This is a genomic window from Streptomyces sp. SAS_272 (assembly GCF_052543235.1).
This window is the reverse complement of sequence record NZ_JBMNDR010000077.1, coordinates 1-23,604: the sequence shown is the minus strand read 5'-3', so window position 1 is coordinate 23,604 and position 23,604 is coordinate 1. Positions and strand designations below refer to the sequence as shown.

Annotated in this window: 17 protein-coding genes; 10 read left to right on the top strand and 7 right to left on the bottom strand. The window is 72.9% G+C overall.

Annotation, left to right across the window (positions count from 1 at the left end; all coding sequences use genetic code 11):
- Nucleotides 1-353: 353 nt before the first annotated feature.
- Complete coding sequence (locus ACN6LD_RS32650; RefSeq protein ID WP_319194182.1) at nt 354-2,516, bottom strand: ATP-binding SpoIIE family protein phosphatase; 2,163 nt, start codon at nt 2,514-2,516, stop codon at nt 354-356.
- 206 nt (nt 2,517-2,722) lie between these two features.
- Nucleotides 2,723-3,463 (bottom strand): class I SAM-dependent DNA methyltransferase, encoded by a 741-nt coding sequence (locus tag ACN6LD_RS32645; RefSeq protein ID WP_319194180.1) that lies wholly within the window; start codon nt 3,461-3,463, stop codon nt 2,723-2,725.
- A gap of 222 nt (nt 3,464-3,685) precedes the next feature.
- Between ACN6LD_RS32645 and ACN6LD_RS32640 the strand changes: the two genes are divergently transcribed.
- On the top strand, nt 3,686-6,871 hold the full coding sequence (locus tag ACN6LD_RS32640) for a glycoside hydrolase (RefSeq protein ID WP_319194179.1): 3,186 nt from the start codon (nt 3,686-3,688) through the stop codon (nt 6,869-6,871).
- A gap of 326 nt (nt 6,872-7,197) precedes the next feature.
- Here ACN6LD_RS32640 and ACN6LD_RS32635 read toward each other — a convergent pair whose 3' ends face one another.
- Nucleotides 7,198-7,809, bottom strand: coding sequence for a CGNR zinc finger domain-containing protein (locus tag ACN6LD_RS32635; protein WP_445045061.1), 612 nt, complete (start codon nt 7,807-7,809; stop codon nt 7,198-7,200).
- Nucleotides 7,810-7,887: 78 nt separating this feature from the next.
- Here ACN6LD_RS32635 and ACN6LD_RS32630 point away from each other — a divergent pair, with 78 nt between their 5' ends.
- Nucleotides 7,888-8,697 carry an MBL fold metallo-hydrolase gene (locus ACN6LD_RS32630; RefSeq protein ID WP_445045060.1) on the top strand — a complete coding sequence of 270 codons (810 nt, stop codon included), beginning with the start codon at nt 7,888-7,890 and terminating at the stop codon, nt 8,695-8,697.
- Between the two features lie 242 nt (nt 8,698-8,939).
- Here the strand turns inward: ACN6LD_RS32630 and ACN6LD_RS32625 are convergent, their stop codons facing one another.
- The gene (locus ACN6LD_RS32625) at nt 8,940-9,593 is read right to left on the bottom strand and encodes an FMN-dependent NADH-azoreductase (RefSeq protein ID WP_319194173.1); all 654 of its coding nucleotides are present in this window, start codon (nt 9,591-9,593) and stop codon (nt 8,940-8,942) included.
- Between the two features lie 130 nt (nt 9,594-9,723).
- On the opposite strand from ACN6LD_RS32625, the gene ACN6LD_RS32620 reads away from it, so the two are divergent.
- Nucleotides 9,724-10,104 carry a winged helix-turn-helix transcriptional regulator gene (locus ACN6LD_RS32620; protein ID WP_445045059.1) on the top strand — a complete coding sequence of 127 codons (381 nt, stop codon included), beginning with the start codon at nt 9,724-9,726 and terminating at the stop codon, nt 10,102-10,104.
- A gap of 155 nt (nt 10,105-10,259) precedes the next feature.
- Here the strand turns inward: ACN6LD_RS32620 and ACN6LD_RS32615 are convergent, their stop codons facing one another.
- The 3 genes from ACN6LD_RS32615 to ACN6LD_RS32605 form a co-directional block, all read right to left on the bottom strand.
- Nucleotides 10,260-10,928: a YceI family protein gene (locus tag ACN6LD_RS32615; protein WP_319194169.1), complete on the bottom strand. Its 669-nt coding sequence runs from the start codon at nt 10,926-10,928 to the stop codon at nt 10,260-10,262.
- Nucleotides 10,929-11,163: 235 nt separating this feature from the next.
- Nucleotides 11,164-12,588 carry a family 43 glycosylhydrolase gene (locus ACN6LD_RS32610; RefSeq protein ID WP_319194184.1) on the bottom strand — a complete coding sequence of 475 codons (1,425 nt, stop codon included), beginning with the start codon at nt 12,586-12,588 and terminating at the stop codon, nt 11,164-11,166.
- A gap of 271 nt (nt 12,589-12,859) precedes the next feature.
- Nucleotides 12,860-13,897 (bottom strand): helix-turn-helix transcriptional regulator, encoded by a 1,038-nt coding sequence (locus ACN6LD_RS32605; protein ID WP_319194168.1) that lies wholly within the window; start codon nt 13,895-13,897, stop codon nt 12,860-12,862.
- A 239-nt stretch (nt 13,898-14,136) separates the two neighbouring features.
- Here ACN6LD_RS32605 and ACN6LD_RS32600 point away from each other — a divergent pair, with 239 nt between their 5' ends.
- From ACN6LD_RS32600 to ACN6LD_RS32570, 7 genes are all read left to right on the top strand, one after another.
- Nucleotides 14,137-15,174, top strand: coding sequence for a sugar ABC transporter substrate-binding protein (locus ACN6LD_RS32600; RefSeq protein ID WP_445045058.1), 1,038 nt, complete (start codon nt 14,137-14,139; stop codon nt 15,172-15,174).
- Between the two features lie 11 nt (nt 15,175-15,185).
- On the top strand, nt 15,186-16,916 hold the full coding sequence (locus tag ACN6LD_RS32595) for a sugar ABC transporter ATP-binding protein (protein WP_445045057.1): 1,731 nt from the start codon (nt 15,186-15,188) through the stop codon (nt 16,914-16,916).
- Nucleotides 16,913-17,914 carry an ABC transporter permease gene (locus ACN6LD_RS32590; RefSeq protein WP_319197577.1) on the top strand — a complete coding sequence of 334 codons (1,002 nt, stop codon included), beginning with the start codon at nt 16,913-16,915 and terminating at the stop codon, nt 17,912-17,914. Before ACN6LD_RS32595 ends, ACN6LD_RS32590 begins: the two co-directional genes overlap by 4 nt.
- A 100-nt stretch (nt 17,915-18,014) precedes the next feature.
- Entirely contained in the window at nt 18,015-19,712 is a 1,698-nt protein-coding gene (locus tag ACN6LD_RS32585) for an amidohydrolase (RefSeq protein WP_319197579.1), read from the top strand.
- Nucleotides 19,713-19,741: 29 nt separating this feature from the next.
- Entirely contained in the window at nt 19,742-20,683 is a 942-nt protein-coding gene (locus ACN6LD_RS32580; protein WP_319197581.1) for a TIGR03619 family F420-dependent LLM class oxidoreductase, read from the top strand.
- A 137-nt stretch (nt 20,684-20,820) separates the two neighbouring features.
- Entirely contained in the window at nt 20,821-21,420 is a 600-nt protein-coding gene (locus ACN6LD_RS32575) for a MarR family winged helix-turn-helix transcriptional regulator (RefSeq protein ID WP_319197583.1), read from the top strand.
- Nucleotides 21,421-21,897: 477 nt separating this feature from the next.
- Nucleotides 21,898-23,538 carry a cellulase family glycosylhydrolase gene (locus ACN6LD_RS32570; RefSeq protein WP_319193998.1) on the top strand — a complete coding sequence of 547 codons (1,641 nt, stop codon included), beginning with the start codon at nt 21,898-21,900 and terminating at the stop codon, nt 23,536-23,538.
- Nucleotides 23,539-23,604: the final 66 nt, after the last annotated feature.

The following is a 23,604-nucleotide window of genomic DNA, read 5'->3' as shown; positions in this document are numbered from 1 at the left end:
CCTGCCTCGGGCCCGGCATCACCGCCCTGCCTCGGGCCCGGCATCACCGCCCTGCCCCCGCCTCCGTCTCGCGACCCCGCGGGCGCCCGGTCGCCGTACCGCCGCGCCTACCGGCCTGCCCGGTCGCCGTACCTTCGCGTCTCCGTCTCGCAACCCGGCGGTGCGGGCCGCCGCCTCACCGCCTCGGCCTGCCCGCTCGCCGTACTTCACCGCCTCGGCCTGCCCGCTCGCCGTACTTCACCGCCTCCGGCCTGCCCGGTCGCCGTTCCGTCCCGCGCTGCCGGCGGCCGCCTCACCGCCTCGGTCGGCCTGGCCGCCCTCACCGTCCCGCCCCGCCTCAGGCGGCTGCCCTCTCACCTCGCGACTTCCGCCCAGACCACCTTGCCGGTGTCCGTCCAGCGCACCCCCCACCGGGTGGTGAGCCTGTGCACGATGTGCAGTCCGCGCCCGCCGTCGTCGAGGAGACCGCCACGGCTCAGACTCGGCCTGCCGTTGCCGGTGTCGCCCACCTCGCACAGCAGGCCGTGACCGGCCCTGATCAGTCGTACCGTGACGGGTCCTGTGGCGAACCGCACCGCGTTCGTCACCAGCTCCCCGACCAGGAGCGTCACGTCGTCCCGGATGTCGTCCCTGGTGTGCCATTGCCGCAGCAGCCTGTCGACGTGCGTGCGGGCCCGGACGGGCGCGTCGTCACGGGCGGGCAGCCGCCAGGTCGCGGTGTCCTCCTTGCGGTAGCCGATCGTGCGCACGAGCAGCAGCGTTACGTCGTCGCGCCGCCGCACCGGCGCCAGCGTGGCGACGAGGTGCCGGGCGGCCTGTTGCAGGGCGTCCCACGGATGCACCGCGGACATCGTGTCGGCCAGCCTGCTGATCCCCTCGTCGATCGACAGGGCCGGGTCCTCCACCAGGCCGTCGGTGTAGAGGGCGAGCAGGGAACCCGGCGGCGCGTCGAACGTGTGCACGTCGAACGGCTCCCGCAGTGCGAACTCGGCGCCGAGGCCGGGGTGAGGGGTGACCGCGAGCGGTCCCGCCCGGCCGTCCGGAAGCACCATGACCGGGGGGAGATGGCCGGCGCTGGAGAGCGTCACGTGGTGGCTGACCGGGTCGTACAGGGCTATGCAGCAGGTGGAGCCGAGGGCGCTGTAGCCGGCCGCGAGCCCGGAATCCGCGTCGTCGAGCAGTGTCACGGTCTCGTCGAGGTGCTCCAGCACCTCGTCGGGCGCCAGCCCCGCCGACAGCAGGGCGCGCGCCTCCATGCTCAGCTGGCCCATGGTCGCCGCGGCCCCCAGGCCGTGCCCGACGACGTCTCCGACCACCAGCGCGGTACGCCCGTCCGGCAGCGGAAAGCTGTTCACCCAGTCGCCGCCGACGCCCGCGCTGTCGGGGGTGGCGGGCTGGTAGACGCTGGCGATCTCCATGGTGTGGCCGCTCGCCCTGGGCAGCAGCCGGCGCTGCAGCGCCAGCACCTGAGTGTGCTCGCGGTGGTGCTGACGGGCCAGGTCGACGTGATGGGCGGTCCTGGCCACCAGTTCCTGCAGGTCGAACAGCTCGCTGTCGCGGAAGGGGCAGTCAGCCCGCCGCCAGACCTCCGCCACGCCCAGCACGACGGGCGGCGTGCCGTCCAGGACCAGCGGTATGCACGCCACACTCGCCGACCGGTCGCCGGGCACCAGGGCCCGGATCACCCGGGGGCTGCCGAGCAGCCGCTCCACCGCGTCCCGGTCCGGTATGACGATGGCCTGTGGTGCGTCATCGCGTCGCACCGCCTGCGCCAGGAGGCGGCTCGCGTCGTTCGGAAGATCGTCGCCGGGGGTCGTGTACCCCTCGGGCCACACCCGGTCCGGCACCAGGGCCGCACGCCGCAGCCGGATGCGACCCTGTGCGTGCTCGGTGACTCCCTCGCCCGTCCACACCGCGAAGTCGAGGTCGACGGCGGCCACGTCTCCCCACGCCAGCAGGGACTGCGCCAGTGACTGCGCGGTCTCGCCGATGTCCAGCGAGGTGCCGATCGCGGTCTCGGCGGCGTACAGGTGCAGCCGCCTGGCCATGGCGATCAAGGAGACGGTCAGCCCGTGCTGGGGCGCCGCCGCGGGGAGGATGCTCATGGAGACCACCAGCTCCGACCCGTCGTGGCGCCGCAGACGCTGGATGCGGGCGACGTGCGCCTCGCCTATCTCCAGGACCTGCCGCAGCCGCCGGGTGACCGTGGGCACGTCCCCTGGCGGCAGGAGGTCGGCGAAGGGGCGTCCGATCGAGGCGTCCAGACCCGTGAACACGGCGGCGTCGAGATTGCAGCGGGTGATCCGCAGATCCCCGTCCAGGCTGACCACGCCGAGGATCTGGTCCTGACGGTCGGCCGCCGGGTCGTCCGGCGGCTGCGGGCGGGCGGCGTGGCCGCCCTGCGCGCCGGCCGATCCGGCGGCCGCTGCCGGGCCGCCGCGCGGGGAGTAGCGTCCCAGGGCGCTGCTGAGCAGGTCGAACGGGGATGAGGACGAGGGCGACGGCGTGGCGTCCATGCTGCTCTCTCGGCATTCCCCGGCCCAGCGCCGGGTGCGTTACTCGGACCCGTGCGACGGGGCCCCGAGATCCCTGACCGCACACCTCATTGAATAACACCGGGCGTCGCTTCGCCCACACCAGCGGATCGCGTGACGGACACGGAGGGTGAGGCGACGCGGCGGACGAGGGGCCCGTGCTCCCGCCGACGGCTCGGCCACCGGCCTCAGACCGGCTTGCGCCACACCGAGATGTGCTTGTCGGAGTCCTGGGTGAACGGCGACCCGGCCCAGTCGGCGACGCGGCGTTCCGGCTCGAGCCCGGCGATCCGTGCCATCAGGTCGAGCTCGGCCGGCCAGGCGTACCGGTGCCGGGAGGCGTCGCGGCGGTAGCGGCCGTCGTCGCCGTCGCGGGTGAGGTGGTGGGAGACGAGGATCTGCTCGACGAGGTCGAAGGTGTCGAAGCCGAGATGCCGCTCGGACACGTCGAACGGCACCGCGACCTGACCGGGCGGCAGAAACCGCAGCGGCGGTACGCCCAGCTCGACGACGAACCGGCCGCCGGGCGCCAGATGACGTGCGGCGTTGCGGAAGCACTCGACCTGCTCGTCCTGCGTGAGCAGGTTCGTGATGGTGTTGTAGACGAGATACACCAGGGTGAACTCGCCGTCGACGACGGTGGTGGCCATGTCCCCGACGGTCACCGGGAGGGCGTCCTCGTCGATCTTGCGCCGTAGCCGTGCCGTCATGTGCTCGGACAGTTCGATGCCCGCGACCGGCACGCCGCGCTCCCGGAGGGGGACGCCGACGCGTCCGGTCCCGATGGCGAACTCCAGCGCCCGGCCCTCTCCGGCGAGCTCGGCGAGGAAGGCGAGCGTGGGTCCGAGCACGGCGGCCGAGGACATCGTGCTCTCCTCGGCGTCGTAGCGGTCGGCGGTCGCTTGCGTCCACAGCTCGCTGCTCGTCATGGGCCGCCACTCTGCCGGGCGTTCCGGGGTGCTGTCGACGGGTTTTGTCGCCCGCAGCCCAGGGATGCAAGCGCTTTCCGGATGTATCGGACGCCGGGGGCCGGGCCCGCGGATCCCGACTCGTCCACCGTCTTGACGAGTTCATGGCCATCCTCAAGCATGCGCAGAGCGCGATTCCTTCTGTTCGGTTCTGTTCGGCTCTGTGTTGTGAAAGGGAGTGCTGTGTCCCCTCGGCATCGCATCGTCCGGGCGCTGGCGCCCGCGGTTCCCCTGGCGCTCGGCGCGAGTCTCGTGGCCGCGCCCGCGGCGAGCGCGGATCCGGCGCCGCAGAGTGCGGTCACCGTACGCATCGACCCCTCCTACCGGCAGCAGGAGTTCGAGGGCTGGGGCACCAGCCTCGTCTGGTTCGCCAACGCCACGGGCCGTTACCCCGACCCCATCCGAAAACGTCTCGTGGACATGCTCTTCGGTGCGGACGGCCTCGGCCTCACCATCGCCCGGTACAACATCGGCGGCGGCAATGCTCCGGACGTCCGCACGGACTACATGAAGCCGGGCGCCACCATGGAGGGCTTCTGGAAGGCCCCCGACGGGACCACGCGGCAGGACGTCGACTGGTGGGACCCGAACGACCCCGACCACTGGAACCGGGACGCCGACGCCGGCCAGCGCTGGTGGGTGGACCAGATCAAGGACAAGGTCAGCCGGTGGGAGGCCTTCAGCAACTCGCCGCCCTGGTTCCAGACCGTCAGCGGATACGTCTCCGGAGGCTTCGACGCGAGCGCCGACCAGATCCGCGCCGACCGCGTGGACGACTTCGCGACGTATCTGACCGGGGTGACCGAGCGTCTGGAGCAGGCGCACGGCATCCGGTTCGACACGATCGACCCCCTCAACGAGCCCAACACCCCCTACTGGGGGACCCAGATCGGCGCGGACGGCCGGCCCACGGGCGGACGCCAGGAAGGCGCCCACGCGGGCCCGGAGCTTCAGCAGAAAGTGATCCTCGCCCTCGACAAGGCACTCCGGGGCGCGAAGACGAACGCGCGGATCTCCGCGATGGACGAGACCAACCCCACCCTCTTCACCCAGAACTGGAACGCCTACGGCGCGCCCGCCCGCGCCGCCGTCGACCAGCTCAACGTGCACACCTACGGCACGGGCATGCGCACCAGCGCACGCGACATCGCCAAGGGCGCGGACAAGAGACTGTGGATGAGCGAGGTCGAGGGCACCTGGGGCACCGGCACCGACTTCACCGGCATGGAGCCGGGGCTCGGCATGGCCACCCGGATGGTCGAGGACATGCGTGAACTGGAGCCCTCGGCCTGGGTGTTCTGGCAGCCGATAGAGGACGCGACACCGCAGGCCGCGGCGGGCAAGAACTGGGGCAGCATCCACGTGCCGTTCAACTGCACGGCCGAGGACACCCTGCAGACCTGCCCGATCCGCACCAACTCCAAGTTCCACACCATCCGCAACTTCACCCACTACATCCGTCCGGGCGATCACTTCGTGAAGGCCGACGATCCGTCGAGCGTGGCCGCGGTGCGCAGTTCAGGCCGTGCGGCGACCGTCGTGCACGTCAACGGCGGCACCTCCGCGCGCTCGGTCACCCTCGATCTCTCCCGCTTCGGCTGGATCGCCCGAGGGGCCTCGGTCACGCCCGTGGTGACGAGCGCCGACGGCGCCCTCGTACGCGGCGCGCCGGTCCGCGTGACCGACCGGTCGGCCACACTCGTCGTCCCCGCCAAGTCGGTCACGACGTTCCTCGTCGACGGGGTCGGCGGCGTGGCGACAGACGCCGCGCTCGTCCAGCCCGGGCACGTCTACCGGCTCCAGGGGGCCCAGAGCGGCAGGTCGCTCGCGCCCTCGGACGCCGGCAGCGGCGTCGTGCTGCGCACCGACGACGTCGCCAGTGCGCAACAGCTCTGGTCCGTAAGCAAGTTGACGCGCGGCATCGACAACCGTGAGCGCTACGCCGTGGCCCGCACCGGCACCGGCGAACTGCTCACCGTGCGCGACGGCCAGGCCGTTCTGGAGCCGCCGCAGAAGGGCGCAGTCGCCGAAGCCGCACAGTGGATCATGTCGACGACCGGCGACGGCACATGGACGTTCGTCAACGCCGCCACCGGCCGGCTGCTCGACGTCGCCGGACAGTCGACCGCGGACGGCGCCAAGGTGTCCACCTACACGCCGACCTCCGCAGCGAACCAGCGCTGGTCCGTGATCGACGAGACGGTCCTGCGCACCGAGCCCGCCGACGCGTTCACCGTCCCGGGCCTGCGACCCGAACTGCCGAAGACGGTGACGCCGGTGTTCCGCGACGGCGCCCGCGGCGCGCTCCCCGTGGTGTGGAGGCTTCCGTCCGACCGGACGTGGCGCGCTCCCGGGACGGTGCGGGTCACGGGCGAGGCGACCGACCCGCTCGGGCGGACGCTCCCCGCGGTCGCGGTCGTCACCGTCGACACGATCGCCTCGACCCGCGCGGGCCGCGCCAAGACCTACGTCGGCGGCACGCCGAACCTCCCGGCCACCGTCGTCGGCGTCGGCCGGCACGGCGGCCGGGTCGACCTTCCGGTGACGTGGGACCCGGCGCCAGAGGGGTCGTTCGACGGGACCGGAGTCGTCGCCCTGCGCGGCGTCGCCCGAATCGTGGGCGGCGGCACGATCGACGCCACGGCGCGCGTGCAGATCACGGAACCCGTCCAGACCAACATCGCCGGGGACGGCGGCGTGTCCGTCGCGGCCACGTACACCGAGAGCGGGTACTCCGCGGAGCGCCTGCGCAACGGGGACCTGTCCGAGAAGGCCTGGTCCAACTGGAAGCCGGGGACCGCCAAGAACCCCTCGGACTCGATCACCTTCACTCTGCCCGGGGCACGCGACCTGAGCCGGATCGTCACGCACTTCTACCGGGACGGGAGCAGCGCCTCGTTCCCCGAGACGCTGAAGGTGCAGGTCCGGGAGGCCGCCACCGGGGCATGGGCGGACGCGAGCGGCCCTGTCGCGGTCGGCGACGAGGGCGCGCCGGTGGTCGACGTGCCGGTGGCGGCGAAAGCGGCGTCCGCTGTGCGGGTCGTCATGACCGCGCGCCCGGGCGGCTACCTCACCGCGAGCGAGATCGAGGTGTTCGCCAAGGCCCCGGGAGTCGCCTCGGACGCGGCAGCCGCGTCCGTCGAGGTGTCCGGCGAGCCGATCGCGTCGTTCGACCCGGAGACCACCGCCTACCGGGTGGTCACCGGCGCCCCTGGCCGCAGCCGGGTCACGGCGACGGCCCGCGACCCCTACGCGAAGGTCGCCGTCGCGTATCGCGACGAGCCCGGCGGACGGTCGGCACTCGTCACCGTGACCGGTGAGGACGGCTCGCAGACCCGGACCTACCGGATCCGCCTCGTCCGACGCTGAGGCCGAGCGGGTGGGCGGCCGTGCGGCCGGGCGGCCGGGCGAGAAGGGACGACGCCCGGGCGATGCCGGCCTCGATGCCGCTGCGGCGGCTGGAGGCGTCGTCGGCAGCGCCCGGCGAGAGCCCCGGGGCGACGGCGACGATGACGGCGAGGGGAGCCGCGGCGACGTCCGCGCAGCCGGTGGCCGTGACGGCGACCGCGGCGATCCGCCAGAGGCGGCAGTCGGATCACACCGGACGGCGGGCAGGCCGCGTCGGGCGCTCTTGAGCAACGCCGTCCGATGAGCGGCCGGGACGTCGACGGGGACGGGGCGGCGCACCCGGTCGCTCAGCCGGTGGTCTCCGGCCGGGTGCGGCGTGCGTAGGCCCGGGCCGCGCGGGCGCGGTCGCCGCATCGGGTCGAGCACCAGTGGCGGCGGCCGTGACGCAGCAGGTAGCGGGTGCAGGGAGTGGAGCCGCAGGCGGTGAGGCGCTCGGCGTCGGCGCCGGTGAGCAGATCTGCGGCGTCGGCGGCGAGGACCGCGAGGGCGTGGTCGAGGATCCGGTCGGTGGGGTGCGGGGTCGCGCGGTGGAAGCCGCTCTGCTCGTCCCACCGCAGGAGCGGGGCGGCCGGCGCCCCGCTCAGGGCGTCGTTGACGGCGGACAGGGCGGCGGGCGGGGCCGGGAGCGCGGCGACGCGCGAGGCGAACAGGGTGCGGATCTGTTCCCGCATGGAGCGCAGTCGCCCGGCGCAGATCTCCTGCAGTCCGGCGTCCGCCGGTGCGAGGTCGTGTTCCGCGAGCCACCGGTCGGCCCCGGAGGGCGTGCCGAGGTAGTCGGCGAACCGGCCACCGGTCAGCGCGACGGTGCTGTTGACCAAGGCCAGGGCCGGGTGCTGCTCCTCGCCCGGCGCAGGCGGTGCGGCGGGTTCGGTGATCGCGGACGCATCCATGACTCTCATGGTACGGCTTGCCTGTATCCGTGAGGAGCGGCTACGGTTCCTCACGGATACATTCTTCTCATCCGTGAGGTGTTCTTCGTGACGTCTTCTGTCGAAACCGTCGAGCCGTTCCCCGTCCGCGTCTTCGGCGGCCCGACCGCCCTCTTCGAGTACGGCGGCCTGCGCCTCCTCACCGACCCCACCTTCGACGACCCCGGCGACTACCCGGCGCCGGGCGGGCCGTCGCTCACCAAGACCGCGCCCGCCGCCGGCGGCCCCGCCGACCTCGGCCCCGTCGACGTGGTCCTGCTCTCGCACGACGAGCACCCCGACAACCTCGACCGCTCGGGCCGCGCCCTCCTCGCCGATGTGCCGCTCACCCTCACCACCCCGGCCGGCGGCGAGCGCCTCGGCGACCGTGCCAGGGGGCTGGCCGACTGGGAGTCCGTCGAACTGGACCGGCCCGGCGGCGGCAGGATCACCGTGACCGGTGTCCCCGCCGTGCACGGCCCCGGCCCGCGCGAGGAGATCGAGCCGATCTCCGGACAGGTCGTCGGCTTCGTGCTGACCGGCGACGGACTGCCCACCGTGTACGTCAGCGGCGACAACGCCTCCCTGGACGCGGTCCGGGAGACGGCCGCGCGGTTCGGGCCGGTGGACACCGCCGTCCTCTTCGCCGGCGCGCCCCGCATCGCCGGCCTCTACGACGGGGCGACCCTCGTCCTGGACAGCGCCCAGGCCGCGGAGGCCGCACGGATCCTCGGCGCCCGCCGCGTGGTCCCGGTCCACTACGACAGCTGGGCGCATTTCACCGAGGGCCGCGAGGAACTGGAGCGCGCCTTCGCCGCCGCCGGGCTGTCCGACCGCCTGGACTGGGGGAGCGCAGGCCGTCCGGCGGACCGGTCGTGACACGCCGCCGCAGGTCTCCCCGGGAGGTCCGCAGGCGTGCCCTGGCCACGGCGTGTTTCGAAAGTCCCGTCTGCCCGGCGACGCCTGGCACGCACTCCCCCAGAGGGGGGACCCCCAGCCGCGTTGTCGGGATCACCCCGATGCAACCGGATCGGTGCGACCCTCCGCCTTGCGATCGCGCGCACCGGACGCCGCCGGGCCTGCCCTTCGGGCAGACGACGCTACTTTCGAAACACGCCTTATTAGGCGGCGGCCTTCGCGGCGGCGGCCTTGCCCTTGGTGACGGCCTCCTCGTGAGCCCTGGCCTTCGAGGCCTCGGCCAGCGGGATCAGCTCGGCCATGGCCGGGTTGGAGTGGGCTGAGGTGAGCTCGGGGACGATGAACTCGACCGTCATGCCGAGCATGTCGCCCAGGACGGCCTGCAGGTAGTTCTGCACGTACTCGTAGCCCTCGCGGGGAGTGCCCGGGGCGTAGGAGCCGCCCCGGCTGGCCACCACGTAGACCGGGGTGCCGCGGACCGACGACGCCTCGGCCGGCGCGGTGCGGCCCATGAGGATCACCTGGTCGAGCCAGGTCTTCAGCGTCGAGGGGACCGTGAAGTTGAGCATCGGCGCGCCGATCAGCACGGCGTCCGCGTTCTCCAGCTGCTCGATCAGCTCGAGCCGCGGGGCGAAGGCCGCGGCCTGCTCGGCGGTGTGGTCGGCCGGGGCGGCGAACCCGGCGGACGCGGTGAGGGCGTCCAGGTGCGGCACGGGGTCGGTCGCCAGATCCCGGTGGATCACCGTGCCGTCCGGGTGCTGTTCCTCCCATGCCCGGCGGAAGGCCGCCGTGACCGAACGCGAGGTGGAGGCGGACTCGGGGAAGAGCGAGGAGTCGAGGTGCAGCAGCGTGGCCATGAGAAGTCTCCGATGCGAAGGGACGGCATGACTGGGCGTCGGTAAGGAGCTGCCGTTCCGTGTGTACCTATTGATAGCACAGCCCCTTACTTTTTCTCAGCTACTAGGGCGGTTGTCGTACACTTCCGGCATGGAGGAGGCGGACATGGAGTCCTGCAAGCCGGTGGACAGCGGGCTCACGCGCGTCTTCGTGTTGCTCGGCAAGCGCTGGACCGGCCTGATCGTGGCCGTGCTGATGGAGCGCCCGGTGCACTTCTCCGACCTGTGCCGTGCCATCCCGGGCATCAGCGAGCGCATGCTGTCGGACCGGCTGAGCGAGCTGGGCGCCGCCGGTCTGGTGGTGCGCGAGGTGGATGCCGGGCCGCCGCTGCGCGTCGCCTACCGGCTGACCGAGGCCGGTGTGGCACTCGGGCCGGCCCTGGCCGAGCTGCAGGAGTGGGCGGGCCGGTATCTGCCCGAGGCGCAGCACGGCGGATGCCCCCGCGCGACGACCGGCGCACCGGAGAGGTGAGCCGAGCCCGCCCGGGGGCGTGTTCGGAAGCGGCGTCGTCCGCCCGCCGGCCAGGCGGGGCTTTCGAACGACCCCTGGGCGGGGGCGGCGCCGACGGCTCGGGCGGGCTCGTGAGCCCGGGGGATGCGGGGCTCCGCTGAGGAGCCCGTCCGGGATCAGCCCGCGTCGGGGGTGCGGATCGCGGCGATGTCGAACTGCAGACGTACCTTCTCGCTCACCATCGCGCCGCCCTCCGCCAGGCGCGCGTTGTACGTCAGGCCCCAGTCGGAACGGTCGATGGTGGTGGTGCCGTCGAAGCCCGCCCGCTCGTAACCGAACGGGTCGACGACGTGGCCGAGGTACGTGAGCTCGAGGACCACGGGCCGTGTCACGTTCCTGATGGTGAGGTCGCCGGTCATGCGGTAGACGTCGGAGCCCGCGAGCTCTACGGCTGTGCTGGCGAAGCGCATCCGCGGATAGGCGGCCGCGTCCAGGAAGTCACGGCCTGCCAGATGGGCGTCACGCTGTTCCACGCCGGTGTCGACGCTCGCGGTGGCCAGCACGATCTCCGCGCGCGAGCGGGCCGGGTCCAGGCCGTCGAAGTAGAGGCGGCTCTCGTACCGGGTGAAGGCTCCGCGCACCGTGGTCACCAAGGCGTGCCGGACGGAGAAGCCGACACGGCTGTGCGCGGGATCGATCATCCACTCGCCGGTCAGCGCGGCCAGCGCGGGGTCGGGCCGGCCGTCGGCGTCGGCGGGGGTGAACGCGGCCGGGCCGGCGGGCCGTCGGGGAGCGGCGGAGGGCGCCGAACGCCGAAGGGACGCGCTGCGGGTGAACAGGTTCATGATTCACGTGGTTACTGCACGGCCGACGGCGCTGCAAGCCGGTGCCCCCGGGCGGCGGCCGTCCGAATCAGTACCGAAGGGTTGATAGACGTCCATCGCCGACCGGGGGGTTACGACATCCACACACGGCCGTCACCGAACGAGAAGGGCTCCACCTGAGTTCACAGGCCACGGGGCCGGTGTGCGCGTGGAGGGATCCTGGTCGGGAAGTGCGGTGACAGGCCGCGGTGGTGGCCTACTGGGTGTAGAACGTGGCGTCGGCCCGGTCGGTCGCCGTGCTGGGGGTCTGGACGTACAGCAGGTAGTTGTAGTGGCGGATGTAGCGGCCCGGAAGGTTGTACGACTCGTAGGAGACCCCGGCGGAGTCCGCGAGGCCGGCCCGGGCGGTGAAGGAGGCGTCGCCGGCGAACAGCGTCGTCCCGTCGTTCTTCTCCACCCATACCTCGTCGTTCTTGTGGCGCAGGAAGTAGCCGGGGAAGTTCGCCGACTCCAGGGAGGCGGTTCCCGTGCCGGCGAGACCGGTGACGACCCGGAACTGCGAGTCGGCCAGCGGCGAGACGTTCGCCTCGATCTTGGCGCGATAGTCCCAGTGCCGGATGAACCGGTCCGGGAAGTTGTACGAGGAGAGCCGGACCGGGGTGAGACCGTCGGCGACCGGGATGCCGAAGTCGGGCGTGCCGTCGGCCCTCCAGTAGATCTTCTGGACGCGGGTGCGGCGGTTGGGGTCGTTGAGCGGGGAACCGCTGATGTCCTTGTAGCCGCGGTCGTGGTAGACGAGGATGTCGGACTTGCCGTCCTCGGAGACCGTGAACTGGTTGTGCCCGGGGCCGTACTGGCCGGTGGCGGCGTTGCCGGCGAAGACCGGGCCCGTGGACTTGGCCCAGGACGAGGCATTGAGCAGGTCGGCCGAGGCGGACGCGGTCAGCATGCCCATGCAGTAGTTGGCGTCGGTGGCGCTGGCCGAGAAGGTCATGAAGACCTTGCCGCCCCGCTGGATCACGGCCGGGCCCTCGTTGACCGTCTCCCCTCCGGCGGTCTCCCACGAGGCGGTCGGCCGGCTGATCATGACCGGGGTTCCGGTGATGGCCCACGGGCTGGACATCTGCGCCAGGTAGATGTTGGTGCCGGGGCCGACGGCCGGGTCGTTCTGCGCCCAGGCGAGGTAGCGGGTGCCATTGACGGCGAAGGTCGTCGCGTCCAGGGAGAAGGTGTTGAGCGGCAGGGCGATACGCCCCTTCTCCGTCCAGGTCCCCGTGATCGGGTTCGCGGCGGTGCACTCCAGGACGTAGGGCCGGATGTTCCAGATGTTCTCGGCGTCCCCGGCGGCGAAGTAGATGTACCACGTGCCGTCGATGACGTGGATCTCCGGGGCCCAGATGTGTGCGCCCATCGCACCGCTGGCGTGCTTGGTCCAGATGGTCGTCTCGGCGGCCGAGGACAGCCCCTGGATCGTCGTGGCACGGCGGAGCACGAGGCGGTCGTACGCCGGCACCGTGGCGGTGAAGTAGTAGAAGCCGTCGGTGTGCTTGTAGATGTGCGGGTCGGCCCGCTGCTCGGCGATGGTGTTCGTGTAGGTCGCACCGGGTGACGCGGGCACGGCGGCGTGAGCGGTACCGGCCGAGACGCCGGTGACGGCGGCGGCGGCCGAGCCGGCGATCATGCCGAGGACCGTTCGACGGGTGAGCTCAGGTGTCACGTAGTACTCCCTCTGGTGCGGGTGCGGGTGCGGGTGCGGGTGCGGGTGCGGGTGCGCGTGCCGGGTGCGGGTGCGAGTGGTGCGGGGAGGCCGCCCCTTCGCCGTTGTCGATATGTCGAACGGTGTTCGTGAACTCGGCCAAAACATAGGTTCTGCACCTGTCCTGGTCAACACTTCCGCCGTCAGGAGCGTCCCCGCGCCGTTCATGGCGTCGCCGTGGCCCGGGGGCGGAGCGTCAGCGGGCCGGCATGCGTTCGACGAAGTGCTCCAGGTCCTCGGCGGTGGGCCGCAGCAGGCCGTCGCGCAGGGCGAGCGCCGTGGCCTCGGCGCGTGAGGCGCTGCCGGTCTTGCGGAGCAGGTGCTCCATATGGCTGTGCACGGTCCGCGGGGACAGGAAAAGCGCCTGGGCGATGGCCTGATTGGTCCGGCCGCGGGCGGCCCGGGTGAGGACCTCCAGCTCGCGCGGACTCAGACCGTACGGCAGTTCGGTGGGCGTCTCCGTCACCAGGACGGCGTCCCTGGCGAGCGGCGATCCCGCAGTGGACCGGCTCAGCACCACGCGCCGCCATGCGCGGCCCACCGGCCACAGCGCCCGCAGGCGCAGGCCGCCGATGGCCGTGAACGCTCCGACCAGACGGGCGAACGCGTCGTCCGCCAGGACCTCGGCGGGCTCACGGCCGGGGAGGGCGATGACGCCCGCCGCCGTGACCAGGCTCGCGCCCGCTCCGGGCGGCAGATCGTGGACGTCGCCGGTGTGCGCGACCGGGTCGGCGAGGGCGCCCAGGGCGGGCAGCACTGTGGAGAGCAGCCGCCGTGCGTCCGTGTCGTACGCGCCGGGACCCTCGACGGACAGGTTGATCAGGCCGACCAGGCGCCCGTGATGGCGCAGGGCCCCGGTCAGCGCGTCCCGGAAGCCGGCCGGGCGGACCCGCTCGGCGTAGAACCATCCGTTGCGGAAGCGCTGTCCGCCGGACGACGTGTCCTCCACGTCCTCGGTGATGGACGGGGGGAGCTCCTGCCGGACGACATTGGCGTACCAGGGGGTCGAGGCGAACTCGGCGGCCAGCGACTCGGACGTCCCGGCCGGGTATCCGATGCCCGCGAGCTGCACGTGCGTTCCGGTGCGCGGGTCGATCGCCAGCAGGGTCGCCGCGTCGAGGGGCAGGGCTCGGCGGAGTTCGTCCAGGGCCTGGGCGCAGGCCGCGGCGGTGTCCCGTTCGCGGGTGAGCATGCCGATGCGGGCGGCCGCCGCGAGCTGCTGGTGGCTGATCATGGCGGGCCTCCGGGAACCCACGACCAGGGGTGTCGTTTGGTCCCTAACGGTATGACTCCTCGGGCGGTCCGACAAGCCGTTCGCCGTTTCGTGACCGAAGTGCGCCTACGATCGCCCGCCGTCGGGGCCGGTCGGTATTTGTACGGATGGCGGTACGGTGCGCCCGCGACTTTCCTGTTCGGCACAGCCCGACGCCCGATGCCAGCGAGGCCGGGCCGCGACCCTCGGAGAGCGCCGCCATGAACAGATTCCCGTCCCCGCCCCCCTCCTCGCGCCGGAAGTTCCTCGGTCTGTCCGGCGGGACCGTCGCCGCCGCCCTGCTGGGCGCCGCGGGCTGCTCGGCGCCGGGCGGGGGCGCGAGCTCCGCACAGGCCGCGGGGGCGTCGGGCGCCGGAGCGAGGACCCTCACGAAGATCGGTCTGGACTACCCGTTCACGCAGATCCCGCTCTACTCGGCGCTGGTGAAGCTCTCCTCCGCCGCGGGGAAGAAGCGCGGCGTCTCCCTGGTGACCACCAACGACGCCGCGAGCGCCGACGCCCAGGCCGGCAACCTGCGCACCTGGGTCGCCCAGAAGATCCCCGCCATCGTGTCGTTCCCGATGGTCTTCGAGGCCACCGAGTCGATCGCGAAGGCCGCGACGGACGCCGGCCTGATCTGGGTCACCTACGGAGGGTCTCTGGAACACCAGAGCGCCGACATCCAGTTCAACTTCCTCAAGGGCGGCACCCTCCTCGGCGAGGCCGCCGCCAAGTGGGCCCAGGAGCAGCTCGGCGGCAAGGGAAAGATCGCCTTCCTCACCGACGACACGATCCAGCTGGGCCGCGAGCGCACCAAGGGCATGATCGACGCCTTCACCAAGGCCGCGCCGGGCGTCGACGTCGTCGCCCGGGAGCAGGCCATCGACCCCGACACCGGTCTGTCGAAGGCGCGGGCGGTGCTCGCCAAGCACCCCGACCTCAACCTCGTCCTCGGGGTCACGGACGCCGCCGCGTACGGCGCGTACAAGGCGCTGCAGCAGACGGGCCGTGCCACGACCGACGCCAGGACCTTCGTCGGCGGCCAGGACGGCGCCGCCCCCTCCCTGCTGGCGATCAGACAGGGCACGTTCTACCGCGCGTCGGCAGCCCTCGCGCCGCAGGACATCGCCGACGCCGTCGTCGACGTGCCCCTCGCCGTCGCCGCGGGGAAGGCGAACCCGAGCGTCCAGGTGCCGATCACCCTCGTCGGGCCGGGCGACACCGCGCGGATCGACGCCCTGCTCGCCCAGAACGCCTAGGCGCGGCCGCCATGACCGAACCCACGCTCCGCATTCGCGGCCTGGGCAAGTCGTTCGGCGGCGTCCGCGCCCTGGACGGCGTGGACCTCACCGTCCCGGCGGGGCAGGTGCACGCGCTCCTCGGGCACAACGGCGCCGGCAAGTCGACCCTGATCAAGTGCCTCGGCGGCGCCTACCCGCCGGACACCGGCACGATGGAGATCGACGGGACCGTCCACACGCGGCTGAACCCGCGCGAGTCCATCGCCGCCGGGGTGGCGATCATCTTCCAGACGCTCAGCGTCGTCGACTCCCTCACGGTCGCCGAGAACATCTTCCTGGGCCAGGAGTGGACCCGTTACGGGACCGTCCATCGGCGCGCCCAGGAGGAGGTGGCCGCGGGCCTGCTGGAACGGGTCGCCGCCACCTGCTCGCCTCGCGACCGGCTCGGTGAACTGCCCATGGGACAGCGGCAGCTGGTCGAGATCGCCAAGGCGCTGAGCCGCAGCGCCTCGGTGCTGGTCCTCGACGAGCCCACCGCCGCCCTGTCCGGGGCCGAGACCGACGCCCTCGCCGCACGGGTGGAGCACCTGCGCGCCCAGGGCCTGGCCATCGTCTACGTCACGCATCTGCTCGCCGAGGTGGAACGCCTCGCGGACGCGGTGACGGTGCTGCGGGACGGCCGCGTCACCCATCGCTCCACGGTGGCGGGACGGACCCGGCAGGAGCTGGTCGAGGCCATCGCCGGAGGGGCCCGCGCCGAGCACGGCCCGGGACAGCGGCCCGAAGGGCCCTGCGAACAGGGCGACCGGCCCGGGACGACCGCGCACGCGTCCGACGCCACCCCGCTTCCCCTTCCGCTCCCGCTCCCGCTCCCGGGCCGCCCCCGCCCGGCCCGTCTCACGGTGAAGGACCTGCGAGGACCGGGCTTCGGCCCCGTGGACCTGGACGTCGCCGAGGGCGAGATCGTGGTGCTGTACGGCCTCATCGGCGCAGGACGCACCCGCATCCTCGAGACCCTTTTCGCAAGACGCCCCGCCGCGGGAGGAACCGTCCGCGTCGGGGAGCGCACCGTCGCGGTCGCCCGGCCCGCGGACGCGCTCGCCGCGGGAATCGCCCTGGTCCCCGGAGACCGGCGCAGGCAGGGCTTGTTCCCTGCGCTGAGCGCACAGGACAACGCCCTGCTCCCGTCGGTGCGCGGCCTGGCCCGGCGCGGGGTGCGGGCGCTCCGCGCGGAACGGCGCGTGTTCGCCGGGCTGTCCGGCGCCGTGGGGCTGCGCCCGGCCGACCCCCGGCTGCCGGCGGCCGCCTTCTCCGGCGGCAACCAGCAAAAGCTCGTCCTCGGCCGGTGGATCAACGAGGCGCACGACGTCGACGTCCTGCTCCTGGACGACCCGACGCAGGGCGTCGACGTCGGCGCCCGGCAGGAGATCTACCAGGTGGTGTCTTCGCTGGCCGCACGCCGCGGCACGGCCGTGCTGTGCGCCTCCAGCGACCCCGAGGAGGTCGTCGCGCTCGCCCACCGCTGTCTGATCGTCTCCGGCGGCCGGGTGACCGGCGAGCTCTCCGGCGCCGAACTCACCGAAACCGCCCTCCTCTCGGCCGTCCACGAAGCCGCCCGAGCAGCGCCCCCGGCCCCCGAGCAGCCCCCGTCACCGACGCCGATCCCGATGCCGTCACCGACCGCGACTTCGACACCCACCACGACTTCGACACCCACCACGACTTCGACACCCACCGCGACTTCGAACGGAGCGGCATGACCACCGCGACCAGCGCCCCCTCGGCCGACCGTCTGCTGCCCGCCCCGCGCCCGCCGGCGCTCACCGCGCTCCAAGCCGTACGGCGGCAGCCGCTGCTGCCCGTCCTCGCGGTCATGGTGGTCGTCTTCCAGTCGACGACCGGCAGCTTCCTGGACACCGGCAACCTGCGGGGGATCGCCACCGACGCCGCCGCGGTCGCCATCGTGGCCGTGCCGCTGGCCCTGCTGGTCATCAGCGGCTACCTGGACCTCTCCGTCGGCTCCACGCTCGCCCTCGGCGGCCTGGTGGCCGGTTGGCTCGCCGGGGAGCAGCACCAGTCGCCGGCCGTCGCCGTGCTCGGCGCGCTGGCGGCGGGCGCGGTGGTCGGCGCCGTCAACGGCGTGCTCTGCTGCTACCTGGGACTGTCCGCGTTCATCGTGACCCTCGGCATGCTGACGGCGGTGCGCGGCTTCGCCCAGCAGCTCTTCCCGCTGCCGCTGAGCGGTTTCGGCTCCGGGTTCGCGTGGCTCGGCGGGGCCCGTATCGCCGGGATCGACGCACCGGTCGTGATCGCCGCCCTCGTCCTCGTGGCGGGCGCGCTGTTCCTGGCGCTCACCCCGGCCGGTCGGCATGTCTTCGCGATCGGCGTCAACCGAGAGGCCGCCTACCTCTCCGGCATCGGCGTCCGCCGCACCCCGTTCGCGCTGTTCGTCGTGACGGGCGTCGCGGCCGCGCTCGCCGGCGCGATCAAGGCCTCGGTGCTGGACAGCGTCGTCGCCGGCACCTCTGGGGCCGGGTTCGAACTGACGGTGCTCACCGCGGTGCTCCTCGGCGGGGTCGCGCTGACCGGCGGGTCCGGCTCCGTTCTCGGCGTCCTGCTCGGCGTGCTGTTCCTCGGAAGTCTGCAGAACGGGCTGACACTGCTGAGCGTGCCGACGTTCTGGCAGCAGATGGCACAGGGCGTGGCACTCGTCGCCGGCGCGGCGCTCGCCTTCTTCGGGCCCCGGCTGACCCGGTGAGCCGCGCCCGCGGCACCGCCGACCCTCCCGCGACTCCCGATCCGCCCGCGCGCCGCCTCCCCCGGCACACCCGCTCCACCCCTGCTCCGAGAGGACTCACGTGAAAGACAGCGCCCCCTCCCTCGTCCTGACCGGCGGCCAGGTCCTGACCGTCGACGGCGACTTCACCGTCGCGGAGGGCCTGGCCGTGCGCGGCCGGGACATCGTCGCCGTCGGCAGCGACGCGGAGATGCGCGCCCTGGCCGGACCCGGCACCCGCCTCGTCGAACTCGGCGGCCGGACCGTGCTGCCCGGCATCAACGACTCCCATCTCCACGGAGCCGCCTACGGCATGACCAAGCCGCCGTTCGCCCTCGACGTCGGCCACCCGGCGGTCGGGTCGATCGCCGACATCGCCGACGCGGTCGGCCGGGCGGCCCGCGCCGCGCGGCCCGGCGAGTGGATCGTCGGACTGGGCTGGGACGCCGGCTACCTGGCGGAGTGCCTCGCCGACCCCCGGCGCTTCCCGCACCGCCGCGACCTGGACGCCGTCGCACCGGACAACCCGGTCTGCCTGACCCACTTCTCCTCGCACCTCGTCTGGGTCAACAGCGCCGCGTTGCACCGCTGCGGCGTCGACGCGGACAGCGTGCCGCCGCCCGGCGGCGTCATCGACGCCGACCCCGACGGCCGTCCCGCCGGCATCCTGCGCGAAGCCGCCCAGGAACTCGTCAACGTCGGGCTGCCCACGCCCACCGTCGAACAGCGCCGCCGGGCGATCCAGGGCGTGGTGCGCGAACTCCACTCCCGCGGCATCACCAGCTACACCGAACCCGGCCTCGGCCCCGGCGGAGCCGGCTCCTTCTTCGGTGGGCTGAGCACCGACAACTGGACCGCCTACGCCGATCTCGCGTCGAGCGGCGAACTCGAGGCGCGGGTCAGCGTTCTGCTGCTGCCCGCGCCGATGGGCGGCTCGGCCGACGACGTCCGCAAGGGACTGGCCGAACTGCGCCGCCCCGAGTCCGCGGACCCGCGCCTGCTGAACGCCATCGGCGTCAAGATCTTCGCCGACGGCGTGCCCCCCAACCGCACCGCCTGGATGAACGAGCCGTACTCCGGCGGCGGCCACGGCGCGCTCTGCGTGCACGGTGACACGCCCGCGCTGCGCAGCGGCGAACTGCGCGAGATGATCCGCGTCGCCCACGAGGCCGGCTTCCAGCTCGGCGTGCACGTCACCGGGGACCGGGCCATCGACGAGGTGGTCGACGCGTTCGTCGCCGCGAACGCCGCCGTACCGCGGCCCGACGCCCGGCACTACGTCATCCACGGCGACTTCGTCGGCGCGCGCAGCCTCGCCAGGCTGGCCGCCCACGGCTACGGCGTCAACATGAACCCGGCCATCAAGTGGACCATCTCCGACCTGATGGACGAGGTCGTCGGCCCCGAGCGCTCCGCCTACCAGTGGCCCGTGCGGTCCGCCGTCGAAGCCGGAGTGCGGGTGTGCGCCGCCTCCGACGCCCCGATCACCGAGCCCGACTGGCGGCAGGGGGTGAGCGCGATGCTGCTGCGGGAGTCCAAGGCCAGCGGCCGCCCGAGCGGACCCGAGCAGTGCGTGCCGCTCGCCGATGCCCTGCGCGCCTACACCGCCCACCCCGCCCGGCAGGACTTCGCCGAGGAGTGGAAGGGCTCGATCGAGGTCGGAAAGGTCGCCGACCTGTGCGTCCTGGACCGCCCGTTGCTGGACCGGGACCCGCACACCGTCACCGACGCCGAGGTCGACCTGACGGTGTTCGACGGCCGCATCGTCCACGAACGCTGAGCGGAGCAAGGACCAGGCAAGGAGACCAGATGACCACCGCACCCCGCATGCTGCTCGTCCTCAGCGAGAACTGGACGCTCACCGGCGGCCGGGCCGACCTGCCCACCGCGATCCGCTGGGCACGCGAGGCCGAGGACGCCGGCTTCGACTCCGTCATGGTCAGCGAGCACATCGTGCTCGGCCCGGACGCGGCCGCCGACGGCGTCATGGGCAACCCCCGCGACTACGCCCTGCCGGGCAACCAGGACCCGTACACCCCCTGGCCCCACTCCCTGCTCCTGCTCGCCGCCATCGCCTCGGTCACCGAGCGGCTGCGGCTGGCCGCCGCCGCGGTCCTCGCACCCCTGCGCCATCCGCTGCTGATGGCCAGGGAGCTCGGCACCCTCGACCTGATCAGCGGGGGGCGGCTGCTGGTGCAGCCGACGGTGAGCTGGAGCCGGGACGAGTACGACGCGCTGGGAGTGCCCTTCGACCGCCGCGGCCGGCTGCTGGACGAGCATCTCGACGTCTGGGCCAAGGCGTGGGGACCGTCGCCGATCTCGCACGAGAGCGCCCACTACCCGTTCCGGGACGTCTACTTCGAGCCCAAGGCGTTCCGTCCCGAAGGGCCCCGGCTCTGGTTCGGCGGACAGCGCCTGGCCGGGCCGGTGCTGCGCCGGCTCGTGCGGCACGGCCACGGCTTCCACCCCCTCGGACGGCCGACGCCGCAGGACCTGCGGACGCTCGAAGAGGCCATGACCGCCGCAGGCCGGGACCTCGCCGACCTGGAGATGATCGGCGGCGCGCAGGGAGTCTTCCCCGACGACCGCTCCACCGCCGACCTCGGCGCCGCGCTCGCCGGGATACCGGAACAACTTGAGCAGGGCTTCACCACGTTCTGCGTCAAACCGAACCAGTTCACCGACGACCCGGCCGGGGTCGGCGCCTTCTGCCGGGAGGTGATGCGCCGCGTCGAGGCGTTCACCCGCTGAGCCCGCGCGCTGCCGTTCGCCCTGTTCGCCCCTTTCGCCGCCCCCGCTCCGGGCCGGCCTGTCCTTTCGTACAATTTGAGCCCGAACAACACGTCGATCCACCGACCCACGCACCACGTGGCCGAAGGAGTGTGCCGATGCCCGGCCAGCGATCCATCGCAGAAGCCGAGAAGCTCGCCGAGGCCAAACTCGGCGGCATCCCGCTGCGACGCGAGCAGATGGCCGTCGTCGCCAACATCTACCGCGCCGCCTCGGCGGTACGGCAGCACCTGGAGAACTCCGTGCTGCGCGGTTCGGACCTCACCTGGACGGCGTTCGTCGTGCTGTGGGTGGTGTGGGTGTGGGGCGAGTCGGAGACCCGGCACGTCGCCGAGGAGGCCGGGATCTCCAAGGGGACGCTGACCGGGGTGGCGCGCACGCTGGAGGGGCGCGGTCTGGTCCGGCGGGCCGGGCATCCCACCGACGGCAGGCTGGTGCTGCTCAGCCTCACCGACGAGGGGGAGGCGCTGATGCGGCGGCTGTTCCCGGCCTTCAACGAGGAGGAGGCGTTCGTGGCGGGCCGGCTCAGCGACGAGGAGTGCCGGACCGTCGCGGACGGGCTGCGCCGCGTGGTGCGGCAGGTCGAGGAGGAGGGCGAGGAGCGCCGCGCCGACCTCCTCGACGGCGCCCGGCCGGCGCCGCGCCGCAGCGGTCGCCGCCCGAAGACTCCGAAGGCCCCGAAGGCCCCGAAGGCCTGAACCCGGCCCCGATACCCCGCGGGGCCAAGGACGGGCGCCGCGGGGGCGACGACGGGCCTCGCGGGACCAAGGGCGAGGGGGCAGGTGCGGGCGCCGAGCGGGCAAGGCAGGCCCCGAGCGGGCAAGGACGGGCGCCGAGCGGGCAAGGCAGGCCCCGAGCGGGCAAGGACGGGCGCCGAGCAGGCGAGGAAGGCCCGAGCGGGCGAGGAGGCGCGTGGGGGCGACCCCGAGCGACGGCCGCGAGCAGGGTGCAGGCGCATGACGACGGAGGGGCGTGACGCGGTGCGGGTCATGCGGGTCTGTGCGCGACGTCTTGACGTGTACTTGGCATAGTGGCTTCATGGGAGCGCTCCCATGCTTCGGTGGCCCCCCACGTCCTCCCGACCTGCTCCGAGTTCCTCCCCACCCCTCCCGCCGGCCGAGTTCTCCGGCCCCACCTCAGGAGTCGCAGTGAGCACTGTCCCCACCCCACGCACCATGTCCTTAGCCGGGTTGCTGACCAGGCTCGCGGCCCTCCTCGGCATGGTCCTGCTGGGCGCCCTGTGCCCGGCGGCCGCGCAGGCGCAGCCGCAGTCGGCCGCGGCTCTCGCGACCGGCCTGCACATCAGAGACGGCCGTCTCGTCGAGGGCAACGGGAACGACTTCGTCATGCGCGGCGTCAACCACGCCCACACCTGGTACCCGGGCAGGACGCAGCAGTCGCTCGCCGACATCAAGGCGATGGGCGCCAACGCCGTGCGCGTCGTCCTCGCCGACGGCCACCGGTGGAGCGCCAACAGTCCCGCCGACGTCGCGGGCGTGATCGCCCAATGCAAGGCCGACCGGCTCATCTGCGTGCTGGAGGTGCACGACACCACCGGTTACGGCGAGGACGCGGCGGCCGGGACGCTGGACCAGGCGGCGGACTACTGGATCGGCCTGAAGGACGTCCTGGCCGGCCAGGAGGACTACATCATCGTCAACATCGGCAACGAACCGTGGGGCAACACCGACCCGGCGGGCTGGACGGCGCCCACGATCGCCGCGGTCAAGAAGCTGCGCGCCGCCGGACTCCAGCACACGATCATGGTGGACGCGCCGAACTGGGGCCAGGACTGGCAGGGCGTCATGAAGGCCAACGCCCGGTCCGTGTACTCCGCCGACCCCACCGGCAACCTGATCTTCTCGATCCACATGTACAGCGTCTTCGACACGGCGGCGGAGGTCACCGACTACCTGAACACCTTCGTCAACGCCAAACTGCCTCTTCTGATCGGGGAGTTCGGCGGCCCCGCCGACCAGTACGGAGACCCCGACGAGGACACCATGATGGCGGCCGCCGAGCAGCTCAAGCTCGGGTACCTGGCCTGGTCGTGGAGCGGCAACACCGACCCCATCCTCGACCTGACGCTCAACTTCGATCCCGCGCAGCTCAGTTCGTGGGGCAAGCGCATCTTCAACGGCGTCAACGGCATCGCGCAGACCGCGAAGGAGGCCACCGTCTTCGGCGGCGGCACGCCGGGAGACACCCAGGCGCCGACCACCCCGGGCGCCCCGACGGCCTCGGCGGTGACGGCGACCTCCGCGACCCTCTCCTGGCCCGCCGCGACCGACGACGTCGGCGTCGCCGGTTACGACGTGGTGCGGGTCAGCGGCACCGCCGAGACCAAGGTCGGGGCGTCCACCGGCGCCACCGCCACCCTCACCGGGCTCACGGCGAACACCGCGTACACCTTCGCCGTGTACGCCCGCGACGCCGCCGGGAACCGCTCCGCCCGCTCGGCGACGGTGAACGTCACCACGGGCAGCGCGCCCGCCGTGGCCTGTTCCGTCGCCTACCGTGTGGTGGGGGAGTGGCCGGGCGGCTTCCAGGGGGACATCACCCTGCGCAACACCGGCGCCACGCCGATCAGCGGCTGGAAACTGGTCTTCGCCTTCGCCGACGGCCAGACCGTCGCCAACATGTGGGGCGGCACCGCGGCCCAGAGCGGCGGCACGGTGAGCGTCACGCCCGCCGCCTACACCTCCACGGTCCCCGCCGGCGGCTCGGTCACCGTCGGTTTCATCGGCAGCAAGGGCGCGGCCAACTCCGCGCCGACCGCGTTCACTCTCAACGGCGGTGCGTGCGCCACCTCCTGACGTCACGTCACCGACGCTCCCGCGCCTTCGCCGGGGCGGGCGTCGGGGCGGGGGGCGGCTCCCGCG

Coding starts and splice junctions, on each gene's coding strand:
- ACN6LD_RS32650 (WP_319194182.1), bottom strand. CDS start 2,516: ATGGACGCCACGCCGTCGCCCTCGTCCTCATCCCCGTTCGACCTGCTC.
- ACN6LD_RS32645 (WP_319194180.1), bottom strand. CDS start 3,463: ATGACGAGCAGCGAGCTGTGGACGCAAGCGACCGCCGACCGCTACGAC.
- ACN6LD_RS32635 (WP_445045061.1), bottom strand. CDS start 7,809: ATGAGAGTCATGGATGCGTCCGCGATCACCGAACCCGCCGCACCGCCT.
- ACN6LD_RS32625 (WP_319194173.1), bottom strand. CDS start 9,593: ATGGCCACGCTGCTGCACCTCGACTCCTCGCTCTTCCCCGAGTCCGCC.
- ACN6LD_RS32620 (WP_445045059.1), top strand. CDS start 9,724: ATGGAGGAGGCGGACATGGAGTCCTGCAAGCCGGTGGACAGCGGGCTC.
- ACN6LD_RS32615 (WP_319194169.1), bottom strand. CDS start 10,928: ATGAACCTGTTCACCCGCAGCGCGTCCCTTCGGCGTTCGGCGCCCTCC.
- ACN6LD_RS32610 (WP_319194184.1), bottom strand. CDS start 12,588: ATGATCGCCGGCTCGGCCGCCGCCGCCGTCACCGGCGTCTCGGCCGGT.
- ACN6LD_RS32605 (WP_319194168.1), bottom strand. CDS start 13,897: ATGATCAGCCACCAGCAGCTCGCGGCGGCCGCCCGCATCGGCATGCTC.
- ACN6LD_RS32600 (WP_445045058.1), top strand. CDS start 14,137: ATGAACAGATTCCCGTCCCCGCCCCCCTCCTCGCGCCGGAAGTTCCTC.
- ACN6LD_RS32595 (WP_445045057.1), top strand. CDS start 15,186: ATGACCGAACCCACGCTCCGCATTCGCGGCCTGGGCAAGTCGTTCGGC.
- ACN6LD_RS32590 (WP_319197577.1), top strand. CDS start 16,913: ATGACCACCGCGACCAGCGCCCCCTCGGCCGACCGTCTGCTGCCCGCC.
- ACN6LD_RS32580 (WP_319197581.1), top strand. CDS start 19,742: ATGACCACCGCACCCCGCATGCTGCTCGTCCTCAGCGAGAACTGGACG.
- ACN6LD_RS32575 (WP_319197583.1), top strand. CDS start 20,821: ATGCCCGGCCAGCGATCCATCGCAGAAGCCGAGAAGCTCGCCGAGGCC.
- ACN6LD_RS32570 (WP_319193998.1), top strand. CDS start 21,898: ATGTCCTTAGCCGGGTTGCTGACCAGGCTCGCGGCCCTCCTCGGCATG.